Source organism: Burkholderia aenigmatica, from assembly GCF_048627025.1.
GTDB classification, from domain to species: domain Bacteria; phylum Pseudomonadota; class Gammaproteobacteria; order Burkholderiales; family Burkholderiaceae; genus Burkholderia; species Burkholderia aenigmatica.
Genome location: NZ_CP184468.1, coordinates 3,145,267 through 3,168,315, shown reverse-complemented (window position 1 = coordinate 3,168,315; position 23,049 = coordinate 3,145,267). Strand labels below are relative to the sequence as shown.

The window sequence follows — 23,049 nt, the reverse complement described above, 5'->3', positions numbered from 1 at the left end:
CGAAGCGGCGAGATCGCTTCGTCGTGCTTGATACGGTGTGAGCCGGATCGATCCGGCGGCGCGCGCAAAAAAAACGCGGCCGGGCGGCCGCGTGAATACTCGCAGACTCCTTCGGACGAAGGAAACAAGCAACTGTGAGACGAAGTGTAGCGAAAGGCCGCGCGCCGATTCAGTCATCTGGCTGCAAAGGTCCATTCCAGGTTGACGCAGACTGACGCGTCGTGCGCCGCACGAGATGGCCGGCCGTGCGCGCTGCGGCGATTCGCAGCATGGCCGTTCGGTGGATGCCCGGATCAGCGGCGATCGACTACCATCTTGTCTGACGCCCCCGCTCGGGCGGCGTACCACGTCGTACAAGGAGAGTCCATGCTCAAGCTGCGTTTGCTCCAGGTTGCGTTACTCGCGGGCGTGCTGGCCGCCGGCAGCGCCGCCGCCGAAACGGTGCGCCTGTCCGCCAATCTCCAGCCGTCGAGCGAAGTGCCGCCGACGGCGACCAAGGGCTCGGGCGACGTCGAGGCCACCTACGACACGGCCACGCACATGCTGCAGTGGAAGGTCACTTACGAACACCTCACGGGGCCGGCCACCGCCGCGCACTTCCACGGGCCCGCACCGGTCGGCCAGAACGCGGGCGTGCAGGTGCCGATTCCGAAGGACGAGCTGGCGAGCCCGATCAAGGGTTCGAAGGAACTCACCGACGCGCAGGTCACCGACCTGATGGGCGGCAAGTGGTATTTCAACGTCCATACGAAGGACCACCCGGCCGGCGAGATCCGCGGCCAGGTGATGCCGGCGAACTGAGTGCCGGCGTTTGATTCGTGAGCACCGAAACCGGCAGACGCAGGCGGCATTCCGCTGTGTCGCGTGCGGTCGTGAGGGCCATGCCGATGCGGTCGGTGCGATCGACATACTGGCGCGGGGGCACCGCGTTGCAGCCGGTGGAGAGCCGGTGCAGTCGGGCCGCTCCGTGAAGCAGGAACCCGCCGAGGCGGCCTGAGACAAGCATCATCGTTTCAAACGCGGTAGGAATCCCGAGCCTTCAGGCGCGGGAGGATGTCAAATAGAGGCACCTGTCGAGTGGTGCGGGAGCGATCGCACGTACCATCGTCACACTGCGATTACGGAGTGCGTCCGATGAGTTGGCAAAGCAAGTTCGCCTGCTGGCTGCTGCGCTGGCAGTTCCGTCCCGAGACTACGCGCGAGGTGCTCGATCCTGCCCGCGCACGGCGCTTTACCGACCTGCGGATGTACGTGCCGCGCCGTGCGCCATCGGGCTACCGGTTGCGCCAGTGCTATGGCCCGGGTGACGCGCCGCTGCGCGGCGAATGGCTCGAACGCACCGACTCGGTTGCAGGCCGCGGGTCCGGCCGCACGCTGCTGTACATCCACGGCGGCGGCTATTACTTCTGTTCGACGAAGACCCACCGGCCGCTCGTGTTCGGCCTGACGAAGCGTGCGGGCGTGCGCTCGTTCTCGCTCGACTACCGGCTGGCGCCGGAAAACCGCTTCCCGGCCGCGCTCGACGACGCACTGGCCGCGTACCGGCAACTGCTGGCGCTCGGCATCCCGCCCGAGTCGATCGTGCTCGGCGGCGATTCGGCGGGCGGCGGCCTCGCGCTCGCGACGCTCGTCGCGCTGCGCGACCGCGGCGAGCCGCTGCCGGCCGGCGCGATCCTGTTCTCGCCGTGGACCGACCTGGCCGCCACCGGCGCCACGCTGCGCACGAACGATGGCGCCGATCCGATGTTCGCGGGTGCGGCGTTGTCGAAGGCCGCGAAGCTGTACCTGGGCGATGAGCCGGGGACGAATCCGTACGCGTCGCCGCTCTACGCGGATTTCACGGGCCTGCCGCCGCTGTATATCCAGGTCGGCAGCACCGAGGTGCTGCTCGACGATTCGCGCCGCGTCGCCGAGAAGGCGAAGGCGGCCGGCGTGGCGGTGGAGATCGAGGTGTGGCCGGACATGCCGCACGTGTGGCAGCTGTACACGCCGATGGTGCCGGAAGCGCGCGACGCGCTCGACCGCGCGGCCGCGTTCCTGCGCCGCGTCGCGGTCGAGCGTGCGGTTCAGCGTGCCGGCGAGGCGTCGATTGCCTGATAGGCGGCCTTGACGGCCACCGAGCCGTACTTGCGCTCGAGCCGGCGGACGGTGAAGTGGCCGTGCGCCATCTGCTGGAAATGGTCGATGAACAGCGTATTGACGGTCGCGCCGAGCACGGCGCCGATCGCCGGAATCGACTTCGCGGCCATCTGCTCGGTCACCTGCACCGAGAAGCGCGACGCCACCGTCTGCACGAGCTTGAACACGGCCGCCGAGCTGTGCGCGGCGATGCCCTTCGTCGTGATGTCGGACGAGGCCTTCGAGATCGCCTGCGCGAGTGCGCCACGCAGCACGAAATAGCCGAGATCGGCGTCCTCTTCCTGCTTGTCCGGGTTGCCGCCCATGCCGAGCACGGCCAGGCATTGCAGCTGCGTATCGACCGAGCTCAGGTCTTCGCCCTCGCTGCGCGCGATGTCGCACACCGAGCGGAAGATCAGCGTGGTCGTGACCGGCAGCTCGACCGGCAGCGCGAGAAAGCCGAACGCCCCGCCCGCCGCGCCGGTCGTCGCGACCGCGAGCTTGTGCAGCAGGTTGCTCGGCTTGTCGGGCTCGGCGTCCGGCGCGGGCGGCTTGCCGAGCGTGCGCAGCGCGATGTTCAGGCACTTGCGCAGCGCGAGCTGCGTCGCATCGTTGATCTTGCCGGTCGCGAAATCCGGCAGCCGGGCGATCATTTTCTCCACCGGCGCGCCCAGCATGCCCGTCAGCTTCATCGTCAGCGACGGGCTTTCCAGCACCTGCTTCGCGCGCCACAGCGCGTCCCGATCCTCCTGCGACAGCGTGGTCGCGGGGGTAATTGAAATCGGTTCCATCATTCTCCTTGGCGGTCTGAGTGAGTTTGACCGTCGCCAGCCTAGATTACTCCGGCGTGCTAGAATTTTGAGATTGTTTGACTCGTCAAAAGTTGCGCCAACAAAAAATGGCCGTCCATACTGCCGCCCATCATTCGAGTGGGCAAGTCCTGCCGTTCCGCGAATCGCTGCTGGCGATGATCGGGATCTCATTTGTCACCATGCTCGTCGCGCTCGACCAGACCGTCGTCGGCACCGCACTGCCGACCATCGTCGCCGAGCTCCGCGGGTTCGACCTGTACGCGTGGGTCGCGACCTCGTACCTGCTCAGTTCCGTGATCACGGTGCCGATCTTCGGCCGGCTCGGCGATTATTACGGCCGCAAGCCGTTCGTCATCGTGTCGATCGTCGTGTTCACCGGCGCGTCCGTGCTGTGCGGGATGGCGAACGACATGCTGATGCTCGTGCTCGCGCGCGGGCTGCAGGGGATCGGCGGCGGGATGCTGGTCGGCACCGCGTTCGCGTGCATTCCCGACCTGTTCCCCGATTCCGTCGTGCGGCTGCGCTGGCAGGTGCTGATGAGCTCCGCGTTCGGCATCGCGAACGCAGTCGGGCCGTCGCTCGGCGGCGTGCTGACCCAGTCGTTCGGCTGGCGGTCGGTGTTCTACGTGAACCTGCCGGTCGGCCTGCTGTCGCTGCTGTTCGTGTGGCGCTACCTGCCGCACCTGCGCCAGGTCGAGCACGATCGCAAGATGCGGCTCGACTGGCCGGGCGCGCTGCTGATCGCGCTGTCGCTCGGCGCGCTGCAACTGTTCGTCGAATGGCTGCCGAAGTACGGCGTCGCGAGCTGGGCGTCGCTGCTGCTCGTCGTCGCGGTCGCGGCCGGCTTCGGCCTGTGGCACTGGGAGCGGCGCTGCGCGCAGCCGATTTTGCCGTTCGACATGTTCGGCAACCGCGCGCTGTCGGCGCTCTTCGTGCTGGCGATCCTCGCCGGCTTCTCGATGTTCTCGCTGCTGTTCTACGCGCCGCTGCTGTTCCAGGGCGGGTTCGGGATGTCGCCGAAGGAGGCGGGGCTCGTGATCACGCCGCTCGTCGTGTTCATCACGATCGGCAGCATCATGAACGGCCGGGTCGTCACGCGCATCCGCAATCCGAACGCGATGCTGCACGTCGGCTTCGTGCTGTTCGCGATCACCTGCGCGGGCATCGTCGTGTCGACCCACACGACGCCGAAGTGGGTGCTGATGGCGCTGATGGTCGCGGGCGGCATCGGGCTCGGCTTCGTGCTGCCGAACCTCACCGTCTTCGCGCAGCAGACGGCCGGCCGCGAGCACCTCGGCATCGCGACCGCGCTGCTGCAGTCGCTGCGGATGGTCGGCGGGATGATCGGCACCGCGCTGACCGGCACGCTCGTCAACCAGATGTATTCGGGCGGCGTGCGCAATGCGCTGTCGGCCGACCACGCGATGCAGTGGCATGCGCAGCTCGCCGATCCGCAGATCCTGATCGATCGCGCGGCGCAGGGCGGCCTGGTCGCGGAGCTGACGCGTGCCGGGCATAATGGCGCGCTGCTGCTGGAAGCGGCCCGCGAATCGCTCGTCAGCGCGATTCACCTGGGCGTCGCGATGGCGGCCGTCGTCGCCGTCGTGTCGGTGTGGCAATGCCGCCGCGTGCCGCCCATCGCGCTGCGGCGCAAGATCGAACCGCATGTCGCGGCCGACTGAACGATTGAACGAGTAGAACTGAGCGCATGGAAGAACAGGACCGCGTCGCGATCTTGCAGCAATTCGGACGCACGTATCGCGCGTTCATGACCGCGTTCGAGGCGCAGGTCGGGCAGCCGATGCCGCGCTGGCGCATCATGGTCGCGTTGCACACGATGGGCGGGCATTCGTCGCAGAAGAAGCTCGTCGAAGTGCTGCGCGTCGATCCGGGCGCGCTTACGCGCCAGTTGAAGTCGCTCGACGCGCTCGGCTGGATCCAGCGCGAATCCGACGCACGCGACAATCGCGTGACCAACGTGACGCTGACGGACGAAGGCCGCGCCGCGTTCGACGCGTGCCTGCCGCGCCGCAAGGCGTTTCTCGAGCAGACGATGGCGCAATTGCCGGACGACGTGCTGAATGCGCTGTCGGGCGCGCTGGCGATGCTGGAGTCGCGGATCGCGGACGTCGGCTCGACGCCGGCCGCGCGCTGAAGCGCGGGGCAGGGCGGCGCGCATACGCCGCCGGCCCGGCCCTTCATCTCATCTCAATTCCCTTCAGGTTCAAAGCTCGATGCGCGTGCCCAGCAGCACGAGGAACTGTGCGAGCCAGGCCGGATGCGCAGGCCAGGCGGGCGCGGTGACGAACGGTGCGTCGGTCACGGCCGCGTCGACCGGGATGTCCGCGTATTCGCCGCCCGCGAGCTTCACCTCGGGCGCGCACGCCGGGTAGGCCGAGATGCGCTTGCCGCGGATCACGTCGGCCGCCGCGAGCAGTTGCGCCGCGTGGCAGATCGCGGCGATCGGCTTGCCGGCTTCGGCGAACTCGCGCACGAGCGAGATCACTTTCGGATCGAGTCGCAGGTATTCGGGAGCACGGCCGCCCGCGATCGCGAGCGCGTCGTAGCGCGATGCGTCGACGTCGTCGAACGCCGCGTTCAGCGTGAACTGGTGGCCGGGCTTCTCGGTGTAGGTCTGGTCGCCCTCGAAATCGTGGATCGCGGTCTTGATCTTGTCGCCCGCGCGCTTGCCCGGGCAGACTGCATCGACGTGGTGGCCGACGGCCTGCAGCGCCTGGAACGGCACCATCGTTTCGTAGTCTTCGGCGAAATCGCCGGTCAGGAACAGGATCTTCTTCGCGGCCATGGCTTTCTCCAGTGGAGCTGCGTTGAGGGCCCGCGCGACAGGCGAATGCAACGCCCGCCTGGGGCCCCGAGGACGAAAGCGCAGTGTACTCCGGCCGCTTGAAGCGCGCGTGACGGCCGCCCCGCGCGAGCGGCGGGGCGGTGCGCGCGCGGTGCGTCAGAAGAAGGTTTCGACGACTTCCGTCACGCTGAACTGCGGATCGAGCACGAGCACCTGGCGCCACTTGTCGAACGTCAGGCACGGGTGCGAGATGTCGAACGCGACCATGTCGCCGACCTTCACGTCCGCACCCGGCGGAATCTGCAGGTACGCGTGCTGGTCCATCATCCCGGTGACGGCCCAGCCTTCGGCGGCGGCGACGTCGCGCGGTGCCGTGTCGCGGCCCGGGCGGAAGTGGCGCGCCGGCTCCGGCAGCCCCGCGTCGAACGCCGCGTCGCGCTTGCCGAGCGCGACGATCGCGCGATCGGCCTCCGGCACCGACTGCACGTACGCCCACAGCTGCAGCGCGGGCAGCAGCCCTTCGCCCATCGTGCGTGCGATCGGGTTGCGCGCGAACACGTCGGTCTGCGCCTTCTTGTAGATCCCTACGTCATGAGTCAGGTAGCAGCCCGGACGCAGCACGACTTCCGCGAAGCCGGCGTTGGACGCCTTCGCGAATTCTTCCGCGACCACGTCGTACCAGGCCGAACCGGCGCCGGACAGGATCGCCGGCGTACGCGCGAAGCGGCCTGCTTCGGCGAGCTCGCGCGTGAGCGCGACCGCTTCCTGCAGGAACGTGCGGATCTCGCCTTCCTCCTTCAGCACGCCTTCGTAGAGTTCGATACCGGCCAGCTTCAGCGTGTCCGGATAGCGCGCGATCGCGGCCAGCACGGCCTCGCGCTGCGCGGCATCGCGCACGCCCGCGCGGCCGCCCGGCACGCCGAGCTCGAGCAGCACGTTCAGCGGCTTCTTCAATGCGCCGAAGAAGCGGCCGAGCTGGTCGACGCTCTCCGCCGAATCGACGAGACAGAAGAATTCGAAATCGGGATCGGACAGCAGCCCGGCGATGATCGTCATGTTCTGGCGGCCGACCAACTGGTTCGCGAGCAGCACGCGCCGCACGCCGCCGTGATACGCGGCCTGCGTCTGGTGCGCGGTCGCGAGCGTGATGCCCCACGCGCCGGCGTCGAGCTGGCGGCGGAACAGTTGCGGCGCCATCGTCGTCTTGCCGTGCGGCGCAAACTTGACGCCGTACTTCTGGACAAATGCCTGCATCCAGTTCAGGTTGTGTTCGATGCGATCCTCGTAAAGCACGGCGGCCGGCAGGCTGACGTCTTCCGCGAGCAGGTTCCACTCGAGTCGGCCTGCGTCGCCGAGCGGCACGCTCGCGCTCGGCAGATTGCCGAGGCCCTTGCCGAACGGATCGATCGTCGCTTCCTGATAGTTTGTAACTTTCATGTCATCCCGCTCCATCATCACTATGCATTGCACTGAAGTTGACACGCCGATGGTACAGAAAGTAGCATCGGCGCGGTGATGTTATTTAGTAACATCGAGCTTCGCACCCTTTTCCGCAGATGAATACGCCCGCTCCCCCGTCCGCTCCGCTCGCCGCCGAGCGCCATCCGGCTCCGGCTGCTCCGCCGGTCCTCGACATCGTCGCGCGGATCGCCGAATGCGCGCCCGAGCTGCGCGAAGCCGAGCGCAAGGTCGCCGCGTTCATCCTCGCCGATCTGGCGCGCGCCGCGCATGCGAGCATCGGCGCGCTCGCGCGCGATGCGGAGGTCAGCGTCGCGACGGTCACGCGTTTCGCGAAGGCCGTCGGCTGCCGCGACGTGCGCGAACTGAAGGTGCTGGTCGCGCAGGCGGCGGCCGTCGGCCAGCGCTTCCTGGTGCCGTCCGACGAGGCGCCGGCCGACGACACGAGCCCCGCGTCGATGGTCTACGACGAGATCCGCGTGGCGCTCGCGCACAACCATCAGTTGCTGCGCAATACGTCGTTCGAGGAAGCGGCCGACCTGCTCGCCAGCGCGAAGATGACTTACGTGTACGGGCAGGGCGGCGGCTCGACCGCGCTCGCCGACGAGCTGCGCTTCCGGCTCGTGCGTTTCGGCCGGCCGGTCGCGAGCTACCAGGACAGCGTGCTGCAGCGGATGGTGGCCGCGACGCTGTCGCGCGATACCGTCGTGGTCGCGCTGTCGGTGAGCGGGCGCGTGCCCGAGCTGCTCGAGAGCTGCCGGCTTGCGAAGCGCTACGGCGCAAAGCTGATCGCGATCACCGCGCCGGCGTCGCCGCTCGCGAAGCTGGCCGACCACCTGATCCCGGTCGTCGCGTTCGAAACCGATTTCATTTACAAGCCGTCGACATCGCGCTACGCGATGATGATGGCGATCGACGTGCTCGTCACCGGAGTCGCATTGCGGCTCGGCGATGCGGGCCGAGAATCGCTGCGCCGTATCAAGCACGCGCTCGATGCGCACCGCGGCGGCGGAGACCGTCAACCGGTAGGAGACTGACCATGCATTCGCATCCCGAAGCCGCCGATACGCTGATCGTCGGCGCGCAGCTTTACGACGGTACCGGCGCGCCGCCCGTCACGCGCGACGTCGCGATCCGCAACGGCGTGATCGCGGCGATCGGCAACCTGTCGAACTGGCTGGCCGAGAACGTCGTCGATGCGAACGGCCGCGCGCTCGCGCCGGGCTTCGTCGACGTGCACACGCACGACGACACGCACGTGATCCGCGCGCCGCAGATGATCCCGAAGATCTCGCAGGGCGTGACGACCGTGATCGTCGGCAACTGCGGGATCAGCGCGTCGCCAGTGACGCTCGCGGGCGATCCGCCCGACCCGATGAACCTGCTCGGCGAGCGCGGTGCGTTCCTGTACCCGACCTTCGCCGACTACGTCGCGGCCGTGAACGACGCGCGTCCGGCCGTGAACGTCGCGGCGCTCGTCGGCCACACGGCGCTGCGCAACAACCAGATGGACCGCCTCGACCGCGCGGCGACCGACGGCGAGATCGCCGGCATGCGCGTGCAACTCGAGGAGGCGCTCGCGAACGGCGCGCTCGGCCTGTCGTCGGGCCTCGCGTACGGCTCCGCGTTCGCGGCGCCGACCGAGGAGGTGATGGCGCTCGCCGAGCCGCTCGCGAACGCGGGCGCGCTGTACACCACGCACATGCGCACCGAGTTCGACGCGATCCTCGACGCGATGGAAGAGGCGTACCAGGTCGGCCGCCATGCGCGCGTGCCGGTCGTGATCTCGCACCTGAAGTGCGCGGGCCCGTCGAACTGGGGGCGCAGCACCGAAGTGCTCGCGTCGCTCGAAGGCGCGCGCCGCTACCAGCCGGTCGGTTGCGACTGCTATCCGTACAGCCGCAGCTCGTCGACGCTCGACATGAAGCAGGTGACGGGCGACATCGACATCACGATCACGTGGTCGGAGCCGCACCCGGAAGTGGCCGGCAAGCTGCTGAAGGCGATCGCGGCCGAGTGGGGCGTGACCGAGCAGGAAGCCGCGCAGCGCATCCGCCCGGCGGGCGCGGTGTACCACAACATGTCCGAGGACGACGTGCGCCGGATCCTGTCGCATCCCGCGACGATGGTCGGCTCCGACGGCCTGCCGAACGATCCGCTGCCGCACCCGCGGCTGTGGGGCGCGTTCCCGCGCGTGCTCGGCCACTACGTGCGCGACACGAACCTGCTGCCGCTCGAGGAGGCGATTCGCAAGATGACCTCGCTGTCCGCGCGCCGCTACGGGATCGCGCGACGCGGCGAGGTGCATGTGGGCTACCACGCGGATCTCGTGCTGTTCGACCCGGCGATCGTGATCGACGCCGCGACGTTCGAGAAGCCGCAGCAGCCCGCGCACGGGATCGACGCCGTGTGGGTGAACGGCGTGCTCACTTATGAAAACGGCCAGCCGACCGGCGAGCGCGCCGGCGGCTTCGTCGCGCGCGGCGAGCGCGTGCCGGCGAGTGCCGACGCCGCGTTCTGAACGCGGTGGTTGTTCCGATCTGCCGCGCGCGCCATCGTCGGCGCGCGCATCCGTAACCGAAACAAGGAGTGAAACGATGAAGCGATATGGCGTAGGCGAAGCGAAGGGGACCGGCGGCCAGGTGATGCCGTTCGCACGCGCGGTCGAGGCTGACGGCTGGCTGTACGTGTCGGGCCAGACGCCGATGGTGAACGGCGAGGTCGTCGAAGGCGGCATCGTCACGCAGTCGAAGCAGACGATCGAGAACGTGATCGCGATCCTGAAGGAAGCCGGCTACGGCCTCGAGCACGTCGTGCGCTGCGGCGTGTGGCTCGACGACGCGCGCGATTTCGCGTCGTTCAACAAGGTGTTCATCTCGTACTTCGGCGAGCATCCGCCGGCACGTGCGTGCGTGCAGTCGAGCATGGTCATCGACTGCAAGGTCGAGGTCGACTGCATCGCGTACAAGGCGCCGGCAAAGTAACGCCGCCACGGCGAGCCGCTACGCAACGGGCCCGACGCATGCATGTGCGTCGGGCCCGTTTTTTCATGTGCCGGCCACGGGTCGACCGGCGGGCGGTGTTCCCAAAGCGGCAACCGCCGCAACGCACCCGATTCGTTCAGGTAATGTGCCGCATGACCATACGGAGATGACATGCATGGAATGGGCTGCGCTGGTGCCGGAGCTGATCTGCTCGGACCTTGCCGGAAGCGTTCGCTTCTATCGCGACGTGCTGGGATTCCGGATTCGCTTCGAGCGCCCGGAAGACGGCTTCGTCTATCTTGAAATCGGGCGGGCCCAGCTGATGCTCGAGCAGTACAGCCCGGAGGGCTGGCTGACCGGCCCGCTGGAGCCGCCGTTCGGGCGCGGGATCAATCTGCAGATCGAGGTCGATGCGCTCGACCCCATCCTCGACCGGATTCGCGCCGCGGGCGTGACGCTGTTCGTCGAACCGCGCACGTCCTGGTATCGGGAGGACGAGATCGAACATGGCCAGGTCGAGATGCTGGTGCAGGATCCCGACGGCTACCTGTTGCGCCTGGTGGAGATTCTCCCGGAGCGGCCGGTGAGTGGGTGAGGGCCGTTCGCGCGTTTCCGCGCAATGAAAAACAGCCCGGCCGGTTGATTCCGGCCGGGCTGTTTTTGTCCGGGGTGGCGGCCGCGCGTTGCCCACTGCAAACCGCGGCGGCGGCCCGCCGCCGTCACTGCCGCGCGTTGCGCGCGTTGTCCGGCATCGGCTGGTTGTAGTTGGTGCGGAACGGGTTGATGTCGAGCCCGCCGCGGCGCGTATAGCGCGCATACACCGCGAGCTTCACCGGTTTGCACGCATGCAGGATGTCGAGGAAGATCCTCTCGACGCACTGCTCGTGAAAGCCCGTGTGATTGCGGAACGAGATGATGTAGCGCAGCAGGCCCGCGTGATCGATCTGCGGCCCGACGTAGTGGATCTGCACGCTGCCCCAGTCCGGCTGGCCGGTGACCGGGCAGTTCGAGCGCAGCAGGTCGGACACGAGCGTCTCCTCGACCGGCGCTTCGTCCTCGGCGGCCGACAGCAGCGACGGATCGGGTTCGTACACGTCGGTGTCGAGGTCGAGCCGGTCGAGCGACAGCCCGTCGAGTTCGTCCATTTCGAGCTTGCCGAAATCGTGCGGCGACACCAGCTGCACGGAGACGGTCGCGCCGCACGCAGCCGAGACGTCGCGCTTCAGCGTGTCGCGCACCGCGTCGATCGAGTCGAATTTCGTTTGCGCGAACGAGCCGAGATACAGCTTGAACGACTTCGATTCGACGATGTTCGGCGATTCGGCCGGCACGTAGAAGGTCGCCACCGCGATCTGCGGCTTGCCGCGCGCGTTGAGCCACGACAGCTCGTAGGCGTTCCAGATGTCGGTGCCGAAGAACGGCAGCGCCGACGTGATGCCGAGCTGTTCGCGCGCGCCGGCGCGCGGGATCGGGAACAGCAGCGACGCGTCGTACTGGGCGGCGTAGGCGGTGGCCTTGCCGAGCGGGGAATGTTCGGGATTCATGCGTGACGCCTTTACGACAGAAAGAGGCGGTAAGCCGGGTTGGCGCTTTCCTCGACATACGGATAGCCGAGTGCCGCGAGGAAGCGTTCGAATTCGGCGCGATCGGCCTGCGGCACCTGCAGCCCGACGAGGATCGAGCTGTAGTCCGCGCCCTGGTTGCGGTAATGGAACAGGCTGATGTTCCAGTCCGGCGCCATCGACGACAGGAACTTCATCAGCGCGCCCGGCCGTTCCGGGAATTCGAAACGGAACAGGCGCTCGTCGAGCGCGAGTGGCGAACGGCCGCCCACCATGTAGCGGATGTGTTCCTTCGACAGTTCGTCGTGCGTCAGGTCGACGGACTTGAAGCCGTGCGATTCGAAATTCGCGGCGATCTCGGCCGATTCGCCGCGGCGCTTGATCTGCACGCCGACGAAGATGTGCGCGGCCTGCGCATCGGCGATCCGGTAGTTGAACTCGGTGACGTTGCGGTCGCCGACCAGCGAGCAGAAGCGCTTGAAGCTGCCGCGCTCCTCGGGGATCGTGACCGCGAACACGGCTTCGCGCGCTTCACCCACTTCCGCGCGCTCGGCGACGAAGCGCATCCGGTCGAAGTTCATGTTCGCGCCCGACGTGACCGCGACGAGCGTCTGGTTCTCGATGCCTTCGCGTTCCGCGTAGAGCTTCGCGCCGGCGACCGCGAGCGCGCCGGACGGCTCGAGCACGCTGCGCGTGTCCTGGAAGACGTCCTTGATCGCCGCGCATAGGGCATCGGTGTTGACCGTCACGACACCGTCGAGGTATTCGCTGCAGAGCCGGAAGGTTTCTTCGCCGACCAGTTTCACGGCGGTGCCGTCCGCGAACAGGCCGACCTCGCTCAGCTCGACGCGCTTGCCCGCGCTGAGCGACTGCGCCATCGCGCACGAATCCTCGGCCTGCACGCCGATCACCTTGATCTCCGGGCGCACCGCCTTCACGTAGGCCGCAACGCCGGATGCGAGCCCGCCGCCACCGATCGGCACGAAGATCGCGTGGATCGGGCCCTGATGCTGGCGCAGGATTTCCATCGCGATCGAGCCCTGGCCGGCGATCACGTACGGATCGTCGAACGGGTGGACGAACGTGAGACTGCGCTCTTCCTGCACCTTGACCGCATGCGCATACGCGTCGCTGTACGACTCGCCGGCCTGGATCACCTCGACGCTCGGGCCGCCGTGCGCGCGCACCGCATCGACCTTCACCTGCGGCGTCGTAATGGGCACGACGATCACGGCCTTGACGCCCATCCGGGCCGCCGAGAACGCGACACCCTGTGCGTGATTGCCGGCCGACGCCGTAATCACGCCGCGCGTGAGCGCGTCCGCCGGAATGTGCGCCATCTTGTTGTACGCGCCGCGCAGCTTGAACGAGAACACCGGCTGGTTGTCCTCGCGCTTCAGGTAGACGGCGTTGCGCAGCCGGGCCGACAGGTTGCGGGCGGATTCGAGTTCCGTCTCGATCGCGACGTCGTAGACGCGCGCGGTGAGGATTTTCTTCAGGTAATCGTGGGATGCCATGGGCGCTCGCGTGCAGTGCGGAAGCAGACGGTAAAAGATCAATGATAGCGCCAAGGGTCCGCCCGCATGCAAACGGCATGCCGAGCGCGCGCTTGGCGGGCCGTACGGGCGGTGCGTCGGCGAGCTTGCGCGGCTTTTTTACCGGTTTAACTGCGCGGTTACCGACCGGACGGACGGCGAATGGTCGCACGAAATCGCGCCGAGCCCCGCCTGGCGCGGCTCGCGGCGATAGCCCCACGACCTGTCCGACGTGTCACGCGTGGCCCGATCATGGGTTAGAATTCCGTTTTGAATCAAGGATCGGAAGATGCAGAGGCACCCTCGGATCGCCCCGTTGAAGCCGACGCCGCGTGCAGCCACCCCCGCGGCGGAGCGGCATGCGCGCCGCGCGCGATCGTGCTGATGGTTCCGAGTGCCGCCAGGCCCTGTCGCCGGCCAGGAGGGGCGAGTCGCCCGCTCCGGCCCCATGAAGGACAGCCGCGCGCCTGGTAACAGAACAGATTTCCCCAAGATTGCGCCTACGCGCTTGCCGACGCCCGTGCACGGTGTATCGGCCCTCCGAGTCGTCCGAACATGAACGCACCACAAGTTTTCGATCCGCATGGCGCGGCTGCTGCCGTCGCCGCCGACCCCGCGCCCCGCTTGCGCGAGATTCCCTACAACTACACGTCCTTCTCGGATCGCGAGATCGTGATCCGCCTGCTCGGCGAAGAGGCGTGGTCGGTGCTCGACGAGTTGCGCGCCGAGCGCCGCACGGGCCGCTCGGCACGGATGCTGTATGAAGTGCTCGGCGACATCTGGGTCGTGCGCCGCAACCCATACCTGCAGGACGACCTGCTCGACAACCCGAAGCGCCGCGCGCTGCTGATCGAGGCGCTGAACCACCGCCTGACCGAAATCGGCAAGCGCCGCAGCGCGGACCTCACCGCGCACCGCGACGACGCGGGCCGCGAACGCGCGGTGCGCGTCGAGATGCTCGAAACCGCCGCGCAGCGCGCGGTCAACGAGTTCGCCGACGAATTCGAGAAGATGGCCGACCTGCGCCGCCGCGCAACCAAGGCACTCGGCCGCTGCACGCAGAAGGACAACATCCGCTTCGACGGGCTGTCGCGCGTGTCGCATGTGACCGACGCGACCGACTGGCGTGTCGAATACCCGTTCGTCGTGCTGACCCCCGATACCGAAGCCGAGATCGCGGGGCTGATCAAGGCCTGCTTCGAGCTCGGGCTGACCGTGATCCCGCGTGGCGGCGGTACCGGCTACACGGGCGGCGCGGTGCCGCTCACGCCGTTCTCGGCGGTGATCAACACCGAAAAACTGGAACAACTCGGCGCGGTCGAGCTGACCGAGCTGCCGGGCGTCGCGCACAAGGTGCCGACGATCTTCTCCGGCGCGGGCGTCGTCACGCGCCGCGTGACCGAGGCGGCCGAAGCGGCCGGCTACGTGTTCGCGGTCGATCCGACCTCGCTCGACGCATCGTGCATCGGCGGCAACGTCGCGATGAACGCGGGCGGCAAGAAGGCCGTGCTGTGGGGCACCGCGCTCGACAACCTGGCCTGGTGGCGGATGGTCGACCCGGACGGCAACTGGCTCGAAGTCACGCGCCACGAGCACAACCAGGGCAAGATCCACGACATCGCGGTCGCGCGTTTCGAGCTGAAGTGGTTCGACGGCGCGTACGCGCCGGGCGAGAAGCTGCTGAAGAGCGAGATGCTCGAGATCGAAGGCCGCCGGTTCCGCAAGGAAGGCCTCGGCAAGGACGTGACCGACAAGTTCCTCGCGGGCCTGCCGGGCGTGCAGAAGGAAGGCTGCGACGGGCTCATCACGTCCGCGCGCTGGGTGCTGCACAAGATGCCCGCGCACACGCGCACCGTCTGTCTCGAGTTCTTCGGCCAGGCGCGCGAAGCGATCCCGAGCATCGTCGAGATCAAGGATTACCTGTTCGAAACGTCGAAGCAGGGCGGCGCGATCCTCGCGGGCCTCGAGCACCTCGACGAGCGCTATCTGCGCGCGGTCGGCTACGCGACCAAGAGCAAGCGCAACGCATTCCCCAAGATGGTGCTGATCGGCGACATCGTCGGCGACGATGCCGATGCGGTCGCGCACGCGACGTCCGAAGTGATCCGGATGGCGAACGGCAAGAGCGGCGAAGGCTTCGTCGCGGTCAGCGCGGAGGCGCGCAAGCGCTTCTGGCTCGACCGCAGCCGCACGGCCGCGATCGCGAAGCACACGAACGCGTTCAAGATCAACGAAGACGTCGTGATCCCGCTGAACCGGATGGGCGAATACACCGACGGCATCGAGCGGATCAACATCGAGCTGTCGCTGAAGAACAAGCTGCAGCTCGTCGACGCGCTGGAAGCGTTTTTCCGCGCCGGCAACCTGCCGCTCGGCAAGACCGACGACGCGAACGAGATCCCGAGCGCCGAACTGCTCGAAGACCGTGTCCAGCAGGCGCTGGAGCTGCTCAGCCGCGTGCGCGCCCGCTGGGAATTCGTGCGCGACCGGCTCGACCAGCCGTTGCGCGAGGCGCAGCACTACCTCGTGCAGCTCGGTTACGAGGCGCTCGCCGAGAAGTTCGCGGACCGCGCCGACGAGCAGCCGGGCGCGACCGTGTTCCACATCACGCAGGACCGCACGGTGCGGATCTCGTGGAAGCAGGAGATCCGCGCGGAATTGCGCGCGATCTTCAACGGCGGCGCGTTCAAGCAGATCCTCGACGAGGCGCAGGCGATCCACAAGCAGGTGCTGCGCGGCCGCGTGTTCGTCGCGCTGCACATGCACGCGGGCGACGGCAACGTCCACACCAACCTGCCGGTCAACTCCGACAACTACGAGATGCTGCAGGACGCCCACGCGGCGGTCGCACGCATCATGACGCTCGCGCGCTCGCTCGACGGCGTGATTTCCGGCGAGCACGGCATCGGCATCACGAAGCTCGAGTTCCTGACCGACGACGAGATCGCCGAATTCCGCGCGTACAAGCAGCGGGTCGACCCGAACGGCCGCTTCAACAAGGGCAAGCTGCTCGAAGGCGCCGATCTTCGCAACGCGTATACGCCGAGCTTCGGGCTGATGGGGTACGAGTCGCTGATCATGAAGCAGTCCGACATCGGCGCGATCGCCGATTCGGTGAAGGACTGCCTGCGCTGCGGCAAGTGCAAGCCGGTGTGCGCGACGCACGTGCCGCGCGCGAACCTGCTGTACAGCCCGCGCAACAAGATCCTCGCGACGTCGCTGCTGGTCGAGGCGTTCCTGTACGAAGAACAGACGCGCCGCGGCGTGTCGATCAAGCACTGGGACGAGTTCAACGACGTGGCCGACCACTGCACGGTGTGCCACAAGTGCGCGACGCCGTGCCCGGTGAAGATCGACTTCGGCGACGTCACGATGAACATGCGCAACCTGTTGCGCAAGATGGGCAAGAAGAAGTTCAACGCCGGCAATGCGGCGGGCATGTTCTTCCTGAACGCGACCAACCCGCAGACGATCAACGTCGCGCGCAGCGTGATGATGGGCGCCGGCTACAAGGTGCAGCGCTTCGCGAACGACATGCTGAAGAAGGTCGTGACGAAGCAGACGCAGCACCCGCCGGCGACGGTCGGCAAGCCGCCGGTGGTCGAGCAGGTGATCCACTTCGTCAACAAGAAGATGCCGGGCAACCTGCCGAAGAAGACGGCGCGCGCGCTGCTCGACATCGAGGACAACAAGATCGTGCCGATCATCCGCAACCCGAAGTCGACCACCGTCGATTCGGAAGCGGTGTTCTACTTCCCGGGCTGCGGCTCCGAGCGCCTGTTCTCGCAGGTCGGCCTCGCGACGCAGGCGATGCTGTGGGAGGCCGGCGTGCAGACCGTGCTGCCGCCGGGCTACCTGTGCTGCGGCTATCCGCAGCGCGGCTCGGGCCAGTACGACAAGGCCGAGAAGATCGTCACCGACAACCGCGTGCTGTTCCACCGGGTCGCGAACACGCTGAACTACCTCGACATCAAGACGGTGGTCGTGTCGTGCGGTACCTGTTACGACCAGCTCGCGGGCTACGAATTCGACAAGATCTTCCCGGGCTGCCGGATCATCGACATCCACGAGTTCCTGCTCGAGAAGGGGATGAAGCTGGATGGCGTGTCGGGCACGCGCTACATGTATCACGACCCGTGCCACACGCCGATCAAGACGATGGACCCGGTGAAGCTCGTCAACGAGCTGATGGGCTCGGAGAAGGACGGCTACAAGATCGAGAAGAACGAGCGTTGCTGCGGTGAATCGGGCACGCTCGCGGTCACGCGTCCGGACATCTCGACGCAGGTTCGCTTCCGCAAGGAAGAGGAGATCCGCAAGGGTGCCGCGAAGCTGCGCAGCATTCCGGTCGTGGCCGGCAACGCGCCGGCGCCGGCCGCCGCGGCCGCGAACGGCCCGGACGTGAAGATCCTGACCAGCTGCCCGTCGTGCCTGCAGGGCCTGTCGCGCTACAGCGAGGATGCGAACCTCGAAGCCGACTACATCGTGGTCGAAATCGCGCGTCAGGTACTCGGCGAGAACTGGATGGCCGATTATGTCGCACGTGCGAACAATGGCGGGATCGAGCGCGTGCTGGTCTAATGCGGGCATGACGACCGCCCGACCGGGCCAGGAATGAGCGGGCGCCGGCGCAGCAATGCCGGCGCCCGTCCACATGGGAGCGACGATGGAATGCGTGTTTTGCCGTGAAGACGGCGGCGAGGTGCTCTGGCGGGACGATGCGGTGCGCGTCGTCCTCGCGACGGGCGAGCACGAGTATCCGGGCTTCTGCCGGGTGATCTGGGGTGCGCACGTGGCCGAGTTCTCCGATCTCGGCGAGCCCGAGCGGGCACATTTGATGCGCGTGGTCTACGCGGTCGAGCGGGCCGTGCGCCGCGTGATGCAGCCGAACAAGGTGAATCTCGCGAGCCTCGGCAACATGGTGCCGCACGTGCACTGGCACGTGATTCCGCGCTTTTCCAACGACGCCCATTTTCCGCAGCCCGTATGGGCGCCGCGCCAGCGCAGCGTGTCCGAGGCGCTGCTGCGCACGCGCGCCGCGCAGGCCTCGCTGCTGCACAATGCGGTGCGCGAGGAAATTCAACGCATGACCGATTCGAGGCAGCCATGAGCGGTTTGACTTCCACGACGCCGATTCCGTCCGGCGTCGTCGTGCACGCGGTGTCGCGCGTGCTCGAATTGCAGTACCCGAACGGCGACAGTTTCCGGATTCCGTTCGAGCTGATGCACGTGTATTCGCCGTCGGCCGAGGTGCGCGGCCACGGGCCCGGCCAGGAAACGCTGCAGACCGGCAAGCGCGAGGTGACGATCACCGCGCTCGAGGGCGTCGGCAACTACGCGCTGCAGCCGACCTTCTCCGACGGCCATTCGACCGGCATCTACTCGTGGGATCTGCTGTACGAGCTGGCCACGCAGCAGGACGCGCTTTGGCGCGACTATTTCGACAAACTGAAGGCGGCGGGCGTCGAGCGCGATGCCCCGATGCCGGCGGCGGGTGCGTCGCACGGCCACTGCCACTGAAATTCGACGGCGCCCGCTTGGCGCCGTCTTGCCATTTACTGAGGATCAACGCGATGAGCAAAACCCACTTCGGCTTCGAAAGCGTCGAGGAAAACGAAAAAGCGAAGAAAGTGGCGGGTGTGTTCCATTCGGTTGCGAGCAACTACGATCTGATGAACGACCTGATGTCGGCGGGCATGCACCGTGCGTGGAAGGCGTTCACGATCGCGCAGGCGAACGTGCGCCCCGGCTTCAAGGTGCTCGACATCGCGGCCGGCACCGGCGACCTGACGAAGTCGTTCAAGAAGGCGGCCGGGCCGACGGGCGAGGTCTGGCACACGGACATCAACGAATCGATGCTGCGCGTCGGCCGCGACCGGCTGCTCGACAAGGGCATCGTGACGCCGTCGCTGCTGTGCGACGCGGAGAAAATTCCCTTTCCGGACAACTACTTCGATGTGGTCACGGTCGCGTTCGGGCTGCGCAACATGACGCACAAGGATGCCGCGCTGGCCGAGATGCGCCGCGTGACGAAGCCCGGCGGCCGCGTGATGGTGCTGGAATTCTCGAAAGTCTGGGATCCGCTGAAAAAAGCGTACGATCTGTATTCTTTCAAAGTATTACCGTGGCTTGGCGACAAGTTCGCGAAAGATGCTGAAAGTTACCGGTATCTTGCTGAATCTATCCGGATGCACCCCGACCAGGACACGCTGAAGACGATGATGGAACAAGCGGGCCTCGATGCCGTCAAATATTACAATTTGTCAGGTGGCGTGGTAGCTTTACACATGGGAGCCAAGTACTAAGGGGCTCTTCCCATACATTTGTCTTACATCTGGAGAAATTGATGTTCGAATCGCGTTCGTTGTTCAACCGTAGCAAGCCGTCGAAGCCGTGGGCTCGACGGGTCGGCACGCTGCTGATGGTCGGCCTGCTCACGGCCGGCACGTTCGCATCGCTCGACGCCGAAGCCAAGCGCATGGGCGGCGGGCGCAGCATCGGTCGCCAGAACTCCACCGTCACGCAGCGCCAGGCTACGCCGCCCGCGCAGCAGCCGATGCAGCAGGCCGCGCCGTCGCAGGCGCAGCGTGCGAACCCGGCCGCTCCGGCGCCGGCCGCGCAGCCCAACCGCTCGCGCTGGCTCGGGCCGATCGCCGGCCTCGCGGCGGGTCTCGGCATCGCGGCGCTGCTGTCGCACTTCGGCATGGGCGGCGCGTTCGCAAGCATGATGGCGAACGTCATCGTGATCGCACTGCTCGCGGCGGTCGGTATCTGGCTGATCCGCAAGTTCATGAACCGCCGTCGTCCGCAGGAGCCGGCATACTCGGTCGGCGGCTCGGCGTCGTCGTCGGGCGGCTACTCGCAAAGCCCGTCGTTCCAGCAGGGCAACACCGGCAGCAACTACGCGGGCAGCGGCAGCAACTACGCGAACGAAGCGCAAGGCGTGTTCGGCGGCGGTGCCGCGGCCGCCGGCGCAGCGGCGGCGGGTGCGGCAGCACCGCTCCAGGTGCCGGCCGGCTTCGACACCGAAGCGTTCCTGCGCAGCTCGAAGGTCTATTTCGTGCGCCTGCAGGCCGCGTGGGACCAGGGCAACCTGGCCGACATCCGCGAATTCACCACGCCCGAAATGTTCGCCGAGATCAAGATCGACCTCGATTCGCGTGGCAACGAGTCGAACCAGACCGACGTCGTGCAGCTCGACGCGGAACTGGTCGCGATCGAGGATCGCGGCATCGAGCAGTCGGCGAGCGTGCGCTTCCACGGCCTGATCCGCGAATCGGCGAGTGCGTCGGCCGCGCCGTTCGACGAGGTGTGGAACCTGTCGAAGTCGGGCAGTCAGGGCTGGCTGCTCGCGGGCATCCAGCAGATCAACACGCACTGAGCGTGACCGGCGGCCCACGCCGCCGGACACCCGGGCAACGGCCGCCGTACTGCGACCGCTTGCCGCCCGGGTGTGCGGTCAGCCACGGTCTGCCGACGATCCGACGTTACAATAGAAACCCGCGTGGGCGCCCGGCCTGCGCGGGTTTTTTCTTTCCCAGTCCGATGACCTTTGCCGCCAAGCCTTTTGCTGCTGCCGTCAATCACCTGCTCGCCCGCGAATCGTGGGCGCGCGACCGCCTGATTCCGTATGCGGGCAAGACAGCCCGGATCGACGTGCCTCCCGTTACGCTCACGCTGCTAGTGCAGCCCGACGGCTATCTGTCGGCCGTCGACGCGCACGATGCGCAACAGGTCGACGTATCGATCGCGCTCGCCGGCGACACGGTCGCCGCGTTCCTGCAGGGCGGCCAGGCGGCCGTGATGAAGCACGTGAAGATCGAGGGCGACGCGGAGTTCGCGACGCAGATCGCGAAGCTGGCCGAGCACCTGCGCTGGGAACCTGAAGAAGATCTCGCGAAGCTGGTCGGCGACGCGGCGGCATACCGGATCGCGACGGTCGTGCGCGACGCCGGTGCACGCGCGCGACGCACCGGCCGCAACGTGCTCGATTCCGTCGCCGAATACTGGCTCGACGAGAACCCGCAAGTCGTCCGGCGCGCGTCGCTCGGCGGCTTCGACGCCGAACTGGCGCGCGCACGCGATGCGCTCGCACGGGTCGAAAAGCGGGTCGAGCGACTCGAACAAAAAATCGGCGCGCGCACGGGTTCCGGCCCGCGCGGCGCGCACTGAGGGGCCGCAGGGCATGCGCATTTTCCGTTTCATCAAGATTGTCTACACCGTCATCCGCTTTGGTCTCGACGAAGTGATGCTGTCCCGGATCGACGACCGGCGCGTGAAGCTGCTGCTGCGGATCACGACGATCGGCCGCCGTTATTCCGATCCGCCTGCCGTGCGGCTGCGCCACGCGCTCGAAAGCCTCGGCCCGATCTTCGTGAAGTTCGGCCAGGTGCTGTCGACGCGCCGCGACCTGCTGTCGGTCGATTTCGCGAACGAACTCGCGAAGCTGCAGGACCAGGTGCCGCCGTTCGATTCGGCGGTCGCGATCGGGATCATCGAGAAGTCGCTCGGTGCGCCGGTCGACGAGCTGTTCGACGAATTCGAGCGCGAGCCGATCGCGAGCGCGTCGATCGCGCAGGTGCATTTCGCGAAGCTCAAGCAGGGCCAGCACGCCGGTAAGGCCGTGGCCGTCAAGGTGCTGCGCCCGAACATGCTGTCCGTGATCGATTCCGACCTCGCGCTGATGCGCGACATCGCGATCTGGACCGAGCGCATGTGGGCAGACGGCCGGCGCCTGAAGCCGCGCGAGGTCGTCGCCGAATTCGACAAGTACCTGCACGACGAGCTCGACCTGATGCGCGAGGCCGCCAACGGCAGCCAGCTGCGCCGCAATTTCGCGGGCCTCGACCTGCTGCTCGTGCCCGAGATGTTCTGGGATTTCTCGACGTCGCAGGTGCTCGTGATGGAGCGCATGACCGGCGTGCCGATCAGCCAGGTCGAGACGCTGCGTTCCGCCGGCGTCGACATCAAGAAGCTCGCGCGCGAAGGCGTCGAGATCTTCTTCACGCAGGTGTTCCGCGACGGATTCTTCCACGCGGACATGCACCCGGGCAACATCCAGGTGAGCCTCGATCCGAACACGTTCGGCCGCTACGTCGCGCTCGATTTCGGGATCGTCGGCGCGCTGTCCGATTTCGACAAGAACTACCTCGCGCAGAACTTCCTCGCGTTCTTCAAGCGCGACTACCACCGCGTCGCGACGCTCCACCTCGAATCGGGCTGGGTGCCGCCCGAAACGCGCGTCGAGGAGCTCGAAAGCGCGATCCGCGCGGTGTGCGAGCCGTATTTCGACCGTGCGCTGAAGGACATCTCGCTCGGCCAGGTGCTGATGCGCCTGTTCTCGACGTCGCGCCGCTTCAACGTCGAGATCCAGCCGCAGCTCGTGCTGCTGCAGAAGACGATGCTGAACGTCGAGGGGCTCGGCCGCTCGCTCGACCCCGAGTTGGACCTGTGGAAAACCGCGAAGCCGTACCTCGAGCGCTGGATGACCGAGCAGATCGGCCTGCGCGGCTGGTACGAGCGCTTCAAGGTCGAAGCGCCGCAGTGGAGCAAGACGCTGCCGCAACTGCCGCGCCTGATCCATCACGCGATGGCGGCGCGCCATGACGCGCCGCGCGCGGCGAGCGAGGACCTGATGCGGCAGATCCTCGTCGAGCAGAAGCGGACGAACCGGCTGATGCAGGCGCTGCTGATCTTCGGCCTCGCCGTCGGCGTCGGGGCGCTCGTTGCGCGCGTGCTGCTCGCGCTCGCGTACGGCACATGATCGAAAGGAGC

General features: G+C 67.1%; 20 protein-coding genes and 1 pseudogene. 16 read left to right on the top strand and 5 right to left on the bottom strand.

The annotated features are described in order from the left end of the window. The first annotated feature begins 366 nt into the window (after positions 1-366). The 3 genes and pseudogenes from ACN8ZM_RS14805 to ACN8ZM_RS14795 all read left to right on the top strand — a co-directional run bounded on the left by ACN8ZM_RS14805 (position 367) and on the right by ACN8ZM_RS14795 (position 2,097). Entirely contained in the window at positions 367-801 is a 435-nt protein-coding gene (locus ACN8ZM_RS14805; RefSeq protein WP_043190550.1) for a CHRD domain-containing protein, read from the top strand. 28 nt (positions 802-829) lie between these two features. Continuing rightward, a pseudogene (locus tag ACN8ZM_RS14800) lies at positions 830-997 on the top strand (cytosine methyltransferase); the annotation flags it as partial. Positions 998-1,134: 137 nt separating this feature from the next. Further along, positions 1,135-2,097 carry an alpha/beta hydrolase gene (locus ACN8ZM_RS14795; protein ID WP_420210214.1) on the top strand — a complete coding sequence of 321 codons (963 nt, stop codon included), beginning with the start codon at positions 1,135-1,137 and terminating at the stop codon, positions 2,095-2,097. Here the strand turns inward: ACN8ZM_RS14795 and ACN8ZM_RS14790 are convergent. After that, positions 2,067-2,909 (bottom strand): EcsC family protein, encoded by an 843-nt coding sequence (locus ACN8ZM_RS14790; protein WP_043190554.1) that lies wholly within the window; start codon positions 2,907-2,909, stop codon positions 2,067-2,069. The two genes, ACN8ZM_RS14795 and ACN8ZM_RS14790, sit on opposite strands and share 31 nt — an antisense overlap. 107 nt (positions 2,910-3,016) lie before the next feature. Here ACN8ZM_RS14790 and ACN8ZM_RS14785 point away from each other — a divergent pair, with 107 nt between their 5' ends. Both ACN8ZM_RS14785 and ACN8ZM_RS14780 read left to right on the top strand, forming a co-directional pair. Continuing rightward, on the top strand, positions 3,017-4,612 hold the full coding sequence (locus ACN8ZM_RS14785) for an MDR family MFS transporter (protein WP_043190556.1): 1,596 nt from the start codon (positions 3,017-3,019) through the stop codon (positions 4,610-4,612). A gap of 26 nt (positions 4,613-4,638) precedes the next feature. After that, complete coding sequence (locus ACN8ZM_RS14780) at positions 4,639-5,085, top strand: MarR family winged helix-turn-helix transcriptional regulator (protein WP_043190558.1); 447 nt, start codon at positions 4,639-4,641, stop codon at positions 5,083-5,085. 69 nt (positions 5,086-5,154) lie between these two features. Here the strand turns inward: ACN8ZM_RS14780 and ACN8ZM_RS14775 are convergent, their stop codons facing one another. Both ACN8ZM_RS14775 and ACN8ZM_RS14770 read right to left on the bottom strand, forming a co-directional pair. After that, a complete protein-coding gene (locus ACN8ZM_RS14775) occupies positions 5,155-5,736 on the bottom strand; it encodes a DJ-1/PfpI family protein (protein ID WP_039360134.1) in 582 nt (193 codons plus the stop codon). A 156-nt stretch (positions 5,737-5,892) separates the two neighbouring features. Continuing rightward, complete coding sequence (locus ACN8ZM_RS14770) at positions 5,893-7,173, bottom strand: amino acid deaminase (protein ID WP_043190560.1); 1,281 nt, start codon at positions 7,171-7,173, stop codon at positions 5,893-5,895. Between the two features lie 119 nt (positions 7,174-7,292). On the opposite strand from ACN8ZM_RS14770, the gene ACN8ZM_RS14765 reads away from it, so the two are divergent. The 4 genes from ACN8ZM_RS14765 (at position 7,293) to ACN8ZM_RS14750 (ending at position 10,773) form a co-directional block, all read left to right on the top strand. Beyond that, complete coding sequence (locus tag ACN8ZM_RS14765; protein WP_420210213.1) at positions 7,293-8,231, top strand: MurR/RpiR family transcriptional regulator; 939 nt, start codon at positions 7,293-7,295, stop codon at positions 8,229-8,231. Positions 8,232-8,233: 2 nt separating this feature from the next. After that, positions 8,234-9,715: an N-acyl-D-amino-acid deacylase family protein gene (locus ACN8ZM_RS14760; RefSeq protein ID WP_301805439.1), complete on the top strand. Its 1,482-nt coding sequence runs from the start codon at positions 8,234-8,236 to the stop codon at positions 9,713-9,715. A gap of 76 nt (positions 9,716-9,791) precedes the next feature. Continuing rightward, complete coding sequence (locus ACN8ZM_RS14755) at positions 9,792-10,178, top strand: RidA family protein (protein ID WP_011353171.1); 387 nt, start codon at positions 9,792-9,794, stop codon at positions 10,176-10,178. Positions 10,179-10,353: 175 nt separating this feature from the next. Then, positions 10,354-10,773 (top strand): bleomycin resistance protein, encoded by a 420-nt coding sequence (locus tag ACN8ZM_RS14750; protein WP_420210212.1) that lies wholly within the window; start codon positions 10,354-10,356, stop codon positions 10,771-10,773. A 124-nt stretch (positions 10,774-10,897) separates the two neighbouring features. On the opposite strand, the gene queF is transcribed toward ACN8ZM_RS14750, so the two are convergent. After that, a complete protein-coding gene (gene queF / locus ACN8ZM_RS14745; RefSeq protein ID WP_089451255.1) occupies positions 10,898-11,722 on the bottom strand; it encodes an NADPH-dependent 7-cyano-7-deazaguanine reductase QueF in 825 nt (274 codons plus the stop codon). An 11-nt stretch (positions 11,723-11,733) separates the two neighbouring features. Further along, positions 11,734-13,257: a threonine ammonia-lyase, biosynthetic gene (gene ilvA, locus ACN8ZM_RS14740; RefSeq protein WP_420210211.1), complete on the bottom strand. Its 1,524-nt coding sequence runs from the start codon at positions 13,255-13,257 to the stop codon at positions 11,734-11,736. Between the two features lie 573 nt (positions 13,258-13,830). Between ilvA and ACN8ZM_RS14735 the strand changes: the two genes are divergently transcribed. From ACN8ZM_RS14735 to ubiB, 7 genes are all read left to right on the top strand, one after another. Next, a complete protein-coding gene (locus ACN8ZM_RS14735) occupies positions 13,831-17,856 on the top strand; it encodes a DUF3683 domain-containing protein (protein WP_043190572.1) in 4,026 nt (1,341 codons plus the stop codon). 85 nt (positions 17,857-17,941) lie between these two features. Beyond that, the gene (locus ACN8ZM_RS14730; RefSeq protein ID WP_043190772.1) at positions 17,942-18,385 is read left to right on the top strand and encodes an HIT family protein; all 444 of its coding nucleotides are present in this window, start codon (positions 17,942-17,944) and stop codon (positions 18,383-18,385) included. Continuing rightward, positions 18,382-18,795, top strand: a complete 414-nt coding sequence (locus ACN8ZM_RS14725) for a gamma-butyrobetaine hydroxylase-like domain-containing protein (RefSeq protein WP_420210210.1) — start codon at positions 18,382-18,384, stop codon at positions 18,793-18,795. The genes ACN8ZM_RS14730 and ACN8ZM_RS14725 overlap by 4 nt, the downstream gene beginning before the upstream one ends. Positions 18,796-18,848: 53 nt before the next feature. Next, on the top strand, positions 18,849-19,580 hold the full coding sequence (gene ubiE / locus ACN8ZM_RS14720; protein ID WP_043190578.1) for a bifunctional demethylmenaquinone methyltransferase/2-methoxy-6-polyprenyl-1,4-benzoquinol methylase UbiE: 732 nt from the start codon (positions 18,849-18,851) through the stop codon (positions 19,578-19,580). A gap of 41 nt (positions 19,581-19,621) precedes the next feature. Continuing rightward, positions 19,622-20,656: a Tim44 domain-containing protein gene (locus ACN8ZM_RS14715; RefSeq protein ID WP_043190581.1), complete on the top strand. Its 1,035-nt coding sequence runs from the start codon at positions 19,622-19,624 to the stop codon at positions 20,654-20,656. Between the two features lie 164 nt (positions 20,657-20,820). After that, positions 20,821-21,447: a ubiquinone biosynthesis accessory factor UbiJ gene (locus ACN8ZM_RS14710; RefSeq protein WP_006487883.1), complete on the top strand. Its 627-nt coding sequence runs from the start codon at positions 20,821-20,823 to the stop codon at positions 21,445-21,447. A 13-nt stretch (positions 21,448-21,460) separates the two neighbouring features. After that, positions 21,461-23,038, top strand: a complete 1,578-nt coding sequence (gene ubiB / locus ACN8ZM_RS14705; RefSeq protein ID WP_043190583.1) for a ubiquinone biosynthesis regulatory protein kinase UbiB — start codon at positions 21,461-21,463, stop codon at positions 23,036-23,038. The last annotated feature ends 11 nt before the right edge of the window (positions 23,039-23,049 follow it).